The following is a 12347-nucleotide window of genomic DNA, read 5'->3' on the forward strand; positions in this document are numbered from 1 at the left end:
CGCCGGGCTGCTGCCCACGCACCGGCTGCCCGCTCGAGGGCCCGCGGAACCGGTGTGCCCGGCCCCGACGTGCGGGGGCCGGGCACACGGGACTGCTGTGGACCGTACGAACTAGGCCTTGCAGTTCTTCTTCTTGTTCCAGGCCTTGACGGCGGCGGCGGGGCTCTTCTGGCCGCCCTTGCGCCACGAGGTCAGGTATGTCGCGGGCCAGACCACGCCCCGGCGGACCTTCCAGTCGCCGGTCTTCTTGCACGACGGCGAGATGCCGTAGTGCACGTGGCAGACGCCGCTGGAGTTGCCGGTCTTGCCGACCTTGCCGACCTGCTGGCCGACCTTGACGCGGACGCCCTTCTTGAGGCCGGCCGACACCACGCTCAGGTGCGAGCCGTAGTAGCGGACACCGTCGTCACCGAGGATCGAGACGAACTTGCCGCCGTTGAGCGGGCCGTCCGGCTTCTTCTTGCTGTACCGGTCGACCCGGCTGATCTCCAGCACCACGCCACTGGTGGTGGCCAGGAACGGCTTGCCGCAGGCGGCGAAGATGTCCGTCGCCGGGTAGCCCGAGTGGGTCTTGTGATACGAGACGTTCTTCCCCTTCACCGGGAAGGCGTACTTGTGCTTGGCAGCCGCCGCGACGGCGGTCACCGTCGTCGCCGCGGCCAGTTCGATCTGCGCGGGAGCCGTTTCGACCGCCGGCGCCGGCGCGGACACCGGGTCCGCGGGCGCCACCGGGGGTTCACCGGCGCCGCTTCCGGCCAGCACGGCCAGAGCGGTGAGCCCGGTCAGGTAGGGATGGAATCGCATCGCGCCACCTTAGGCAGACAGTGCCAGCCGCGCTGTCCCCACCCCAACCCACCCAGCCGTAGCGGGCACGCGTCGAACGGGTGCCTTGACGTTTGTGGGCTACGGCTGAGGTGGTGTCGCTCCGGCTGGGACCGACTCGGGCCGGGGGCGGGGTGGGTGGGTCAGATCGCTCGGTCGCGGCCGGACCAGTAGGGGGCTCGGAGGAGGCGTTTGTACAGCTTGCCGTTGGGGTCGCGGGGCAGCGCGGTCACGTAGTCGACGGTACGGGGCAGCTTGAAACGGGCCAGACGGCCGCCGAGGAAGGCGAGCAGCTCGGTGGTGAGGGCGGGGCCGGGGGTGACGCCGGGCGCCGGCTCGACGACCGCCTTGATCTCCTCGCCCCACTCGTCGTGCGGAATGCCGAAGACCGCGGCGTCGGCGACGGCGGGGTGGACGGCCAGCTCGTTCTCGATCTCCGCCGGGTAGACGTTCACGCCACCGGTGATGATCACGTCGCTGGCCCGGTCGCACAGGAAGAGGTAGCCGTCCTCGTCGAGGTAGCCGATGTCGCCGACGGTGAACATGCGGTCCCGCCACGAGGCGCGGGTCTTCTCGGCGTCGCCGTGGTACTCGAAGGTGGCGTCGCCCATCTGCAGGTAGACGGTGCCGGGCTCACCGGGCGGCAGGTCCTTGCCGTCATCGTCGAGGACCCGGACCCGGGAGCCGGGCCAGGCGCGGCCGACCGAGCCGGGGCGGGCCAGCCACTCGGTGGCGTTGATCAGGGTGCCGCCGCCCTCGGAGGCCGCGTAGTACTCGATCACCACGGGACCGAACCAGTCGAGCATCTCCCGTTTCACCGGCTGCGGGCAGGGCGCCGCGCCGTGGATCATCGCGCGCATCGAGGAGACGTCGACCTGCGACCGGAACGACGACGGCAGGGCGAGCAGGCGGCGGAACTGGGTGGGAACCATGTGGCTGTGGGTGACGCGGTGCCGTTCGATGAGACGCAGGAACTCCGAGGCGTCCCAGTGGTCCATCACCACGACGGTGTGGCCGAACTGGAGCGAGATGACCGCGAAGTTCATCACGGCCGTGTGGTAGAGCGGCGAGCAGCACAGATGCACGTGGTCGTCGAAGGGGCGCAGCCCGAAGAGGCCGAAGAACCACAGCGAGACCGGCGCCACCTGGTCCGGGTCGAGGCCGGGCAGCGGGCGGCGCACCCCTTTGGGGCGGCCGGACGTGCCGGACGTGTAGACCATGAGCGCGCCGAGCGTACGCGGCGATGGTCTGCCTGATCCGGACGTGCCGAGAGTGTCCAGGGAGCGGAAGCCGGGGATGCCGCCGGCCGCGAAGCAGGCCGCGCCGGGAAGGGCGGCCTCGGCGGCGGCGTCGCGTGCCAGGTCGGTGAAGCGTGCGTGCGAGAGGAACGCGCGGGCGCCGCTGTCGCGCAGGATGTAGCCGAGTTCGGCGGCGGTGAGATGCCAGTTCAGCGGCACGACGTGCAGGCCGATCTGGACCGCCGCGTAGTAGGCGGTGAGGATGTCGGCGCCGTTCGGCAGGAGCAGGGCGACGGTGTCGCCGGCGCGGAGCCCGGCGTCGTGCAGGCCGCGCCCGATCCGGTCGGCCTCGGCGGCCAGTTCGCCGTAGGTGAGTGTGCGGCCGCCCGGCTCGACGATGGCCGTGAGCTGCGGGCGCTCGGCCGCGATGTTCCACATCCCGATGCCGGTCATGCCGTGACTCTATAACTCGTTCCATCGATAAAAAAGCCGTTGCCACCGCGTTCTTGCCCGGCAAAGTTGCAACGTGTTTCACTCAGTCTCGTGGATACGCTCTCAGCGCCGCTCACCATCGCGTTCGACTACACGCGCTCGCTCGGGCCGGTGCTGGGCCGGTTCATGGCGGGGCTGCGCGAGCGGCGGGTGCTGGGCGGGCGGACCTCGGACGGTCGGGTGCACGTGCCGCCGCTGGAGTACGACCCGGTGACGCTCACGCCGGTGACCGACCTCGTCGAGGTCTCCCCCACCGGGACCGTGGTGACCTGGACCTGGACCGATCATCCTCGCGAAGGACAGCCGCTGGACCGGCCGTTCGGGTGGGCGCTGATCCGGCTCGACGGGGCGGACACCGCGCTGCTGCACGCGGTCGACGCCGGGTCGGCGGAGGTCATGCGCACCGGGATGCGGGTGCGGATCCGGTGGGCCGTGGACCGGACCGGCCACATCAACGACATCGAGTGCTTCGAGCCCGGAGACGGCCCGCCGGCGCAGGATGCGAGGGACGGACAGCCGGCACAAACGGCGAGGGACGGACCGCAGGCGCAGACGGCGAGGGAACCCGTCACGATCATGACTACGCCGATCCGGCTGCACTACCGGCACACCACGTCGGCCGAGGAGGACGGATACCTGCGGGCACTCGCCGACGGGCGGATCATCGGGCAGCGCTGCCCGGCCTGCCGGAAGGTCTACGTGCCACCACGGGTCTGCCCGGCCTGCGGGATCGCGCCGGACGAGGTCGTGCCGGTCGCCGACCGTGGCACGGTCACCACGTTCTGCGTGGTCAACGTGCCGTTCGCGGGGCAGCGGCTGACACCGCCGTACGTCGTCGCGCAGGTGCTGCTGGACGGCGCGGACATCCCGGTGCCGCATCTGATCCTCGGCGTTCCGGCCGAGGCGGTACGGATGGGGCTGCGGGTGGCGGCCGTCTGGCGGGACCGGTCCGCGTGGGCGACGACCCCGGAGAACATCGACCACTTCGAGCCGAGCGGCGAGCCGGACGCGCCCTACGAGTCGTTTGCCGAACACCTATGAACGAGGTCGCGGTCATCGGGTTCGCGCGGTCGGATCGATCGGTCACGACCAGCGGGGTGGAGACGCTCGTCCCGGTCTTCGAGCAGGCGCTCGGGCAGGCCGGTCTGGGGCGGCGCGAGATCGACTTCTGGTGCTCCGGGTCGTCGGACTATCTGGCCGGGCGGGCGTTCTCGTTCGTCAGCGCGGTCGACGCGATCGGGGCGGTGCCACCGATCTGCGAGTCGCACGTGGAGATGGACGCGGCCTGGGCGCTGTACGAGGCGTACGTCAAGATCCTGGCCGGGGAGGCGGAGACCGCCCTGGTGTACGGGTTCGGCAAGGGCACGGCCGGCGAACTGGACCGGGTGCTGGCGCTGCAACTGGACCCGTACACGGTGGCGCCGCTGTGGCCGGACGCGACCGGGGTGGCGGCGTTGCAGGCCCGGCTCGCACTGGACGCCGGGATGTTCAGCGAGCGGGACATGGCCCTGGTGGCGGCGCAGCGGGAGGAGGCCTCTTGCGTGGAGGCGTTGCTCGATCGCCCGTACACCTCCATGCCGTTGCGCGAGCACGACGCCGCGAGAGTCGCGGACGGGGCGTCGGCCGTGGTCCTGGCCGCGGCCGACCGGGTGCGCGGAAGGCGCGCCGCCTGGATCTCGGGGATCGCGCATCGCGTCGATCCGCAGGGGCTCGGCGAGCGGGACCTGACCGCCGTGCCGTCGGCGACCGGCGCCGCACGCGCCGCGGGCCTGGGCGCGGACGTCGACGTGGTGGCGTTGCACGCCCCGTTCACCCATCAGGAGCTGCTGCTTCTGCGGGCGCTGGGGTTGCCGCGGTCGACGCGGCGATGCCCCTTCCCGGCCCATGCCATGTTCTCGGCCGGCCTGTCGCGGATCGGCGCGGCGGCCGGGGAGGTCATGTCGGGACGCGCCGCGACCGCCGCCGCTCATGCGACGAGCGGCCCGGCGTTGCAGCAGAACCTCGTAGTCGTGCTGGAGGCGTGATGCGGCGGGCGGCAGTGCTCGGGACCGGGCAGACGCGACACGGGACCCGGCGGACCGATGTGTCGATGACCGGGCTGTGCCGGGAGGCGATCGACCGGGCGCTGGCCGACGCCGGAACGGACTGGTCACAGATCGACGCGGTGGTGCTGGGGAAGGCCCCGGACCTGTTCGAGGGCGTGATGATGCCGGAACTGTTCCTGGCGGCGTCGATCGGCGCCGCCGGGAAGCCGCTGCTGCGGGTGCACACCGCCGGTTCGGTGGGCGGGGCCACGGCGATCGTGGCGACCAGCCTGGTGCGAGCCGGAGTGCACCGGCGGGTGCTGGCGGTGGCGTTCGAGAAGCAGTCGGAGTCGAACGCCATGTGGGCCCTGTCGATCCAGCCGCCGTTCAGCGCGCCGATCACCGCGGGCGCGGGCGGGTACTTCGCGCCGCACATCCGGTCGTACATCCGCCGTTCCGGCGCACCCTCGCACATCGGGGCGATGGTCGCGGTGAAGGACCGGCGCAACGGCGCCCTCAATCCCTACGCGCACCTGCGGCAACCCGAGATCACGCTGGAGTCGGTGCAGGAGTCGCGGATGCTGTGGGACCCGATCCGGTTCGACGAGACGTGCCCCTCGTCGGACGGCGCCTGTGCCGTCGTGATCGGGGACGAGGCGGCGGCCTCGTCCAGCGATCGCCAGGTGGCGTGGATCAGGGCGACGGCCATGCGGACCGAGCCGACGTTCTACTCCGGCAAGGATCACGTCAATCCGCGGGCGGGGGCCGAGGCGGCCGCCGCTCTCTGGGCGGCGGCCGGGATCAAGGATCCGCTGAACGAGGTCGACGTCGCCGAGCTCTACGTGCCCTTCTCGTGGTTCGAGCCGATGTGGCTGGAAAATGTCGGATTCGTCAGACCAGGGCAGGGCTGGAAGTTCGTCGAGTCCGGCGAGACTTCCCGGGACGGCTGCCTGCCCGTCAATCCGTCCGGTGGGGTGCTCTGCTCGAACCCGATCGGCGCGTCCGGGCTGCTGCGCTTCGCCGAAGCGGCGATGCAGGTGATGGGCCGGGCCGGTGAACACCAGGTGACGGGCGCCGCGACGGCGCTCGGCCACGCCTACGGGGGCGGATCTCAGTTCTTTTCGATGTGGGTGGTGGGGAGAAACCCGTGAGACGTCGAACTCTGCTTCAGGCCGGTGCACTCTCCGTGGGCGCGGTCGCCTTCGAGAGGGTCCCCGCGCTCCAGGGCCGGACCGCGATCGTCATCGGCAGCGGGTTCGGTGGTGCGGTCGCGGCGTACCGGCTCGCGCAGGCCGGCATGGTGGTGACGGTTCTCGAACGGGGCCGGCGCTGGACCGTGGACGGCTCCGGCGACACCTTCTGCACGATCGGCGATCCGGACTGGCGGTGCGCGTGGTTCGCCGACCGCCCGCCCCTCGGACTGGACGTCAGCAAGACGATCACGCGCGGCGCCGGGCTGATCCAGAAGCACGTGGGCGACGGCATCCAGGTGATGTGCGGGGCCGGGGTGGGCGGCGGGTCGCTGGTGATCGGCATGTTCATGCCGCAGCCGCGGCGGCAGGACTGGGAGACCCTCTATCCCGCCGAGCTGCCGTACAGCGTCTTCGAGAACACCTACTGGCCGCGCGCCCGGCAGAACATCGGCGCCTCGGTCATCCCCTCCGACATTCAGAATCACGCGTCGTACGCCGGAGCCCGCGCCTGGCTCGCCTACATCGCCGAGTTCGGCCGCACCCCGGTGCCCGTCCCGTTCGGGGTGGACTGGAACGTCATCCGGGACGAGCTGGCGGGCCGGGCGCCGGCCTGCCACACCATCGGCGAGGGACCGTTCGGCAGCAACTCGGGCGCCAAGAACAGCGTCGACAAGACCTACCTGGCGTGGGCCACCGCCACCGGCAACGCCCGGGTGCTCCCGCTGCACGAGGTGACCGAGATCCGTGAGGTGTCCGGCGCCGATCGGTTCGAGGTGGCGTGCCGGCAGATCGACGATCGCGGCGGCGTGCTGTCCACACCGGTGTTCGCGGCCGAGTTCGTGTTCCTGGCCGCCGGTTCGCTGGGAAGCACGTCACTGCTGCTCACCTCCCGGGCCCGCGGGCGGCTGCCCCGGCTCACCGGCAGCGAGGTGGGCAAGGGCTGGGGCAACAACGGGGACTTCCTGGTGGCGCGGCTCAACCTGCGCAAGACCGTCGGAAGCGCGCAGGGCGGGCCGGGCAACGTGAAGTTCTACGACGACTCGAACCCGTATGCCCGCGCCGCGATGGCCTGGGAGTCCGCCCCGATCCCCTCCTGGCTGCCGTCGAGCACCGCGCACCTGATCACCAGCCTGGCGCCGGAACGCGGGGAGATCCGGTACGACGCGGCCACCGGGACCGGCAAGGTGCACTGGCCGTACGGGGAGATGGCCACGTCGTCGGACAAGGCCGGGCGGGACCTGGCGACCCGGCTGTGGTGGCAGACCGAGGGCTCGAAGGGGTCGCTGCTGACCGGACTGCCGTCCTACGACCGGAACACCGGGATGGGACTGGGGTCGCGCAACACGTACCACCCGCTCGGCGGCCTGGTGATGGGCAAGGCCACCGATTTCGGGGGCAGAGTCGCCGGGTACCCGAATCTGTACTGTGTGGACGGCGCGTTGCTGCCCGGCTCGACGTGCCTGGCCAACCCGGCCCTGACGATCACCGCGAACGCCGAGCGCTGTCTGGACCTCTTCCTCGCCGCGCACGCCTGACTCATTTCTGCAACAAACCTGCAAATGGATTCCGTTGACGTGCATATCTGGGCGGTGGCAGATTCCAACTCGGAATCCGTTCCCCCCTGGCGATCCGCCGGACCATCCCCAACGTTGCTTTGTGCCGCGGTTCGCAAATGTGAACCGCGGTCGGCGCATCGTGTCCGGCGGATCCATTCGCGACAAGGAGTAATCCCCCATGTCCCGCACACTCCGGGGCCGCACGCTGCGCCGATCCCTCGGCGCGGCAGGTCTTTCCGGCCTGGTGGCGGCCGGCCTCCTCCTCTCCATCGGCACGGCTGAGGCAGCCACGCTCTTCAGCGCGAACTTCGAATCCGGCGCCGGCGGATGGTCGAAATCAGGCGGCACCTGGTCCGTTGTCAGCGATGGCACCCAGGTTCTCCAGCAGTCCGACACCGCGAACGTCCGGGCCCGGCAGTTCGCCGGCGACACGTCGTGGACGAACTACTCGGTGCAGGCGAGAGTCAAGGCGACCGCGTTCCGCTCCACCTCCGGGGTGGTCGCGCTGACCGCCCGGGCCGCCGGGGCGACGAAGATGTACCGGCTGTCGCTGACCGGCGGCAACCGGGTCCAGTTGGAGACGATGAACGGCAGCGCCGTCACGGTCCTCGGCGGTCTGAGCCAGACCATCTCGCCGAATACGTTCTACACGCTCAAACTCACCGTCAGCGGCAGCACGATCAGCGGCTCGGTCAACGGCACGAGCGTGGGATCGGCCACCGACAGCACCGTCGCCGCCGGGCGGATCGGGCTGCTCACCGAATACGCGGCCGGCCGTTTCGACGACATCGTGGTGGATGACGGGGTTTCCACACCCACGTCGCCGTCGCCCTCGATCTCGGTCAGCCCCTCGCCCTCCACCAGCGTCCCGCCGTCCTCCAACGCCCTTTACGTGGCCCCGGGCGGCACCGACGGCGCGGCCGGCACCATCGCGGCGCCGACCACGCTGACCTCGGCGATCGGCCGGATCACCGCGGGCGGGACGATCTATCTGCGGGGCGGGACCTACGCGTACGCGTCGACGGTCACCATCCCGCCCGGCAACAACGGCTCGTCCGGGGCGCTCAAGACGATCGCCGCCTACAACGGCGAGAAGCCGGTGCTGAACTTCTCCGCGCAGGCCGAGGACCCGGCGAACCGGGGCCTCGCCGTCAACGGGAACTACTGGAAGATCTACGGCGTCACCGTCGAACGGGCCGGCGACAACGGCATCTTCGTCGGAGGCAGCAACAACATCCTGGAGCGGACGATCACCCGCCACAACCGCGACACCGGCCTGCAGCTGTCCCGGATCCTCTCCACCACCCCGAGCTCGCAGTGGCCGGCCAACAACCTGATCCTCAGCGCCGAGTCGCATGACAACGCCGACTCCGACGGTGAGGACGCCGACGGCTTCGCCGCCAAACTGACGGTCGGCCCGGGCAACGTCTTCCGGTACGCGGTCGCGCATCACAACATCGACGACGGCTGGGATCTCTACACCAAGACCGACACCGGCCCGATCGGCGTCGTCACCATCGAGGACTCGCTCGCCTACAACAACGGCACGCTCAGCGACGGCTCGCAGGCCGGCAACGGCGACCGCAACGGCTTCAAGCTCGGCGGCGAGAACATCGGCGTCAACCACGTCGTCAAGCGGACCGTCGCCTACCGCAACGGCAAGCACGGGTTCACCTACAACAACAACCCGGGCTCGATGACGATCTCCAGCAACCTCAGCATCGACAACACCGAGCGCAACTTCAACTTCGACGCCGGTACGTCGGTGTTCCGCTCCAACACGTCCTGCCGCGGTGGCAGCGGCACCAACGACCGGATCATCGGCAACACGGACGCCACCAACCAGTTCTGGTCCGGCTCGAACGGCTCCCGCTGCGCCTCCTACAGCGGCGCCCTCGGCTGGTCGTTCGCCGCCGACGGCCGCCTGGCTCTGACCCTCGGCGGGCGTGCCGTCACGCTCTGAGCATTGTCGGGGGGGGCCAGCCGCCCGCCTGCCGTCACGGCGGGCGGGCGGCCGCTTCCGTGCCCGGGCCGATCACGACATCCGCGCGTCACGGCCACCATTTTGTGGGTACTTGGCAGCGCGGCGGGCCGGTACGAAGCTGGACAGCGGAAGCCGGAACGGCCGGCTCGTCACGAAAGCGGTGGATTTCCGGTGAGTCTCTCCAGACGGCGATGCCCCCAGTCGGACAACGGCTCCAGAGCGTCGGCCAGGTCCTGACCGAAGGCGGTCAGGGAATAGTCGGTTCGCAGCGGCACACCGGGATGCACCTCGCGGTGCACCAGGCCGTCGGACTCCATCTCGCGCAGTGCCTGGGTCAGTACCTTCTCGCTCAGGCCCGGCACCTGCCGCCGCAGATCGCCCGGACGGCGTGGCCCGGACTCCAGCAGCCAGAGCAGAGTCGTCTTCCACTTGCCGTCGATCACGGCGATCGCCGCGGTCACCCCGCAGACGTTCGTGTCCAGCGCACGGACGCGCGTCATCTCATCCCTCTCGCTCGATCCCTCACGCCTGAGGATCGATGCCTCATGTCCCGGCTCGATCATCACGCTCTTGGAGAGTCCTACATGCCGTCCAACGAAAAGTCTGTCACCGTTCTGGGCCTGGGTCCGATGGGGCGTGCCCTCGCCGGCGCGTTCCTGAACGCCGGAGCACGGGTCACCGTCTGGAACCGGACCCCCGGCCGGGAGGGGGACCTCACCGAACGCGGCGCGACCGTGGCCCGGTCGGCGGACGAGGCCGTCGCCGGCGCGGACCTGACCGTGGTGTGCGTGGTCAACTACGACGCGGCGGACAGCGTCCTGCGCCGGGAACCCGTCACCGCCGCGCTCCGGGGGCGCACCCTGGTCAACCTCACCGCCGACACCCCGGCACGGGCCCGGGACACCGCCGGGTGGGCGGGCCGGCACGGCATCGGCTACCTGGACGGGGCGATCATGACGCCGGCCGCCACCGTCGGGACGCCCGCCGCCGTCTTCCTGCACAGCGGACCGGACGACCTCTACCAGCGGCACCGGCCGGTGCTGGAACTCCTCGGTGGCACGCACACCCACCTCGGCACGGACATCGGGCGGGCGGCGGCGTACGACCTCGCGCTGCTGGACGTCTTCTGGACCGCGATGACGGGTTACGCGCACGCGCTGGCGCTGGCCGAGGCGGAAGGGATCACCGCCGGGGAACTCGCGCCCTTCGCCGCCGGCATCGCGGCGATCCTGCCGCCGATCTTCGCCGACTCCGCCGCGAACGTGGACAGCGGCGACTTCTCCGGCCACGACAACCCGATCACCTCGGCGGCCTCGTCGATGGCCCACATCGTCGAGGCGTCCAAGGCGCACGGCATCGACGCCGGTGTCATGCGCGCCGCCGCGGGCCTGGCCGACCGGGTCATCGGCGAGGGCCACGGCGCCGACGGTTTCATCCGCGTCGCGGAACTGCTGAGCCGCCGCTGACGATGGGGGCCACCCGGCATGGCGCCTACGCCGCGGTGACCGTCACGGTGCCCGGCTCACCGGCCGCCTCGGCGCCGTACCGGCGGAAGGTGCCCTTACCGGCGTTCTTCGCCCGGTACAGCGCCGAGTCCGCGCGCTGGAGCAGCCGGTCGAGGTCATGACCGCCGCCGTGGCACACCGCGACGCCGATACTGGCCCGTACCCGGTGCTCGCGGTCGGCGAGCGTCATGGGCATGCCGATGCCGTCCAGCAGGCGCCGGGCGATCTCGTCGGCCTGCTCGGGGGCGGCGAGGTCCGGCAGCAGCACCACGAACTCGTCCCCGCCGAGCCGGGCGGCGGTGTCGCCCGGCCGCAGCGCGGCGCCGAACCGGCCGGCGACCGTGACCAGCAGAGCGTCACCGGCGGCATGCCCGAGGGTGTCGTTGACGAGCTTGAAACCGTCGAGGTCCAGGAGAAGGACGGCCGTGCACCGGCCGTCCGGCGCGGAGGCCAGCTCGGCCTCCGCCACGGTGTGGAACGCCACCCGATTCGGCAGTCCGGTCAGGGCGTCGTGGTGGGCCTGGTGGTGCAGGCCGGTCATCAGCCGGCGAATGGTGACCAGCATCAGGAGCTGACGCAGCATGGCCATCGTGATGGCCGCGAGCAGCAGCCACATCACCAGCGGAGGGAGGGTGCCGGTGCGTACGTAGACCCGGATCACCTCGACCACGGCGAGGACCGCCGGAACATAGGGCAGCAGCGGCCAGACACCGGAGAACACCTTCCGGCCCGTGCTGTCGGCCACCGGCAGCGCCGTCCGGCTGGACAGCGCGATGAGCAGCGCCGCGACGAGATAGCCCGCCCCGGCGCCGGTGGCGTGCCAGGGCAGTCCCTCGGCCCGGTTGTAGACCGCGATGATGGCCGTCACCGCGAACGTGCCGAGCCCGCCGGAGAGCAGGCGCAGCGCGTAACCGTTGGCGGTGGGCGCGGTGCGTGACATGAGGACCAGAGCCACCGCCGCGCCACCGATCTCCAGGGCGGCGGTCGTCAGGAACATCAGGCGTGTCGCCGGAGCGAGGGCGGCCACCACCTCGGAGAGGACGAGCTGCCAGGCCAGGAGCAGTAACGCGCCGCCGACGGTGGCCACGTCCAGAACGACGGTCAGTCGTGCCATCACGCCGGACATCGGAGGGGACACCAGCAGCAGCGCGACGATCGCGACGGCGGCCGCGCCCAGCGACAGCAGATCGGGCAGGTTCGGCGTCGACGGGGCACGGCCCAGGATCGCGTCGGCGGTGTAGAGCGCGTATGACGCGGCGAGGAGGCCGGCGGACAGGCCGCCGACGGCCCAGCCGGCGCACAGGCGGCCCCGGGCCCGGCGAGCGAGCCGCACGAAACCCGCCACCGCGAAGCAGCCCGCCACGGCGACCGGGACGCTTCCCACGACCAGGCCGGCGCGGTGCGGAATCTCCGGCAGCGCCGTTTGCAGCACCAGGCCGGCGACCAGGATGGCGACCAACCGGGGCCAGATGCGATAGCTCATTCACGTCCTCCGCGGACCCTATCGGCATGGCACAGGCGCACTTGAGTGGC

At 71.1% G+C, this 12347-nt stretch carries 10 protein-coding genes; 6 read left to right on the forward strand and 4 right to left on the reverse strand.

All coding sequences use genetic code 11. The annotated features are described in order from the left end of the window. Positions 1 to 111: 111 nt before the first annotated feature. Entirely contained in the window at positions 112 to 804 is a 693-nt protein-coding gene (locus QLQ12_RS02050; RefSeq protein WP_282756772.1) for a M23 family metallopeptidase, read from the reverse strand. A 161-nt stretch (positions 805 to 965) separates the two neighbouring features. Continuing rightward, positions 966 to 2513 (reverse strand): acyl-CoA synthetase, encoded by a 1548-nt coding sequence (locus QLQ12_RS02055; RefSeq protein ID WP_282756773.1) that lies wholly within the window; start codon positions 2511 to 2513, stop codon positions 966 to 968. A 90-nt stretch (positions 2514 to 2603) separates the two neighbouring features. Here QLQ12_RS02055 and QLQ12_RS02060 point away from each other — a divergent pair, with 90 nt between their 5' ends. The 5 genes from QLQ12_RS02060 to QLQ12_RS02080 all read left to right on the forward strand — a co-directional run bounded on the left by QLQ12_RS02060 (position 2604) and on the right by QLQ12_RS02080 (position 9288). Beyond that, positions 2604 to 3593, forward strand: a complete 990-nt coding sequence (locus QLQ12_RS02060) for an OB-fold nucleic acid binding domain-containing protein (RefSeq protein WP_282756774.1) — start codon at positions 2604 to 2606, stop codon at positions 3591 to 3593. Continuing rightward, positions 3590 to 4576, forward strand: coding sequence for a lipid-transfer protein (locus QLQ12_RS02065; protein ID WP_282756776.1), 987 nt, complete (start codon positions 3590 to 3592; stop codon positions 4574 to 4576). Before QLQ12_RS02060 ends, QLQ12_RS02065 begins: the two co-directional genes overlap by 4 nt. Next, positions 4576 to 5727, forward strand: a complete 1152-nt coding sequence (locus tag QLQ12_RS02070; protein ID WP_282756778.1) for a thiolase domain-containing protein — start codon at positions 4576 to 4578, stop codon at positions 5725 to 5727. The genes QLQ12_RS02065 and QLQ12_RS02070 overlap by 1 nt, the downstream gene beginning before the upstream one ends. Then, a complete protein-coding gene (locus QLQ12_RS02075) occupies positions 5703 to 7304 on the forward strand; it encodes a GMC family oxidoreductase N-terminal domain-containing protein (RefSeq protein WP_456049078.1) in 1602 nt (533 codons plus the stop codon). Before QLQ12_RS02070 ends, QLQ12_RS02075 begins: the two co-directional genes overlap by 25 nt. A gap of 199 nt (positions 7305 to 7503) precedes the next feature. After that, entirely contained in the window at positions 7504 to 9288 is a 1785-nt protein-coding gene (locus QLQ12_RS02080; protein WP_282756780.1) for a cellulose-binding protein, read from the forward strand. A 170-nt stretch (positions 9289 to 9458) separates the two neighbouring features. Here the strand turns inward: QLQ12_RS02080 and QLQ12_RS02085 are convergent, their stop codons facing one another. Further along, complete coding sequence (locus QLQ12_RS02085) at positions 9459 to 9809, reverse strand: winged helix-turn-helix transcriptional regulator (protein WP_282756782.1); 351 nt, start codon at positions 9807 to 9809, stop codon at positions 9459 to 9461. A gap of 84 nt (positions 9810 to 9893) precedes the next feature. Here QLQ12_RS02085 and QLQ12_RS02090 point away from each other — a divergent pair, with 84 nt between their 5' ends. After that, on the forward strand, positions 9894 to 10775 hold the full coding sequence (locus tag QLQ12_RS02090; protein ID WP_282756784.1) for an NAD(P)-dependent oxidoreductase: 882 nt from the start codon (positions 9894 to 9896) through the stop codon (positions 10773 to 10775). 25 nt (positions 10776 to 10800) lie between these two features. On the opposite strand, the gene QLQ12_RS02095 is transcribed toward QLQ12_RS02090, so the two are convergent. Then, positions 10801 to 12297: a GGDEF domain-containing protein gene (locus QLQ12_RS02095; protein WP_282756785.1), complete on the reverse strand. Its 1497-nt coding sequence runs from the start codon at positions 12295 to 12297 to the stop codon at positions 10801 to 10803. Between the last annotated feature and the right edge of the window lie 50 nt (positions 12298 to 12347).

The sequence above is a fragment of the Actinoplanes sandaracinus genome, assembly GCF_030009775.1.
GTDB lineage: Bacteria > Actinomycetota > Actinomycetes > Mycobacteriales > Micromonosporaceae > Actinoplanes > Actinoplanes sandaracinus.

Bases quoted from the DNA above. Each gene is read 5' to 3' on its own strand.
- QLQ12_RS02070 (WP_282756778.1), top strand. From the start codon at position 4,576: ATGCGGCGGGCGGCAGTGCTCGGGACCGGGCAGACGCGACACGGGACC.
- QLQ12_RS02065 (WP_282756776.1), top strand. From the start codon at position 3,590: ATGAACGAGGTCGCGGTCATCGGGTTCGCGCGGTCGGATCGATCGGTC.
- QLQ12_RS02090 (WP_282756784.1), top strand. From the start codon at position 9,894: ATGCCGTCCAACGAAAAGTCTGTCACCGTTCTGGGCCTGGGTCCGATG.
- QLQ12_RS02055 (WP_282756773.1), bottom strand. From the start codon at position 2,513: ATGACCGGCATCGGGATGTGGAACATCGCGGCCGAGCGCCCGCAGCTC.
- QLQ12_RS02085 (WP_282756782.1), bottom strand. From the start codon at position 9,809: ATGACGCGCGTCCGTGCGCTGGACACGAACGTCTGCGGGGTGACCGCG.
- QLQ12_RS02080 (WP_282756780.1), top strand. From the start codon at position 7,504: ATGTCCCGCACACTCCGGGGCCGCACGCTGCGCCGATCCCTCGGCGCG.
- QLQ12_RS02050 (WP_282756772.1), bottom strand. From the start codon at position 804: ATGCGATTCCATCCCTACCTGACCGGGCTCACCGCTCTGGCCGTGCTG.
- QLQ12_RS02095 (WP_282756785.1), bottom strand. From the start codon at position 12,297: ATGAGCTATCGCATCTGGCCCCGGTTGGTCGCCATCCTGGTCGCCGGC.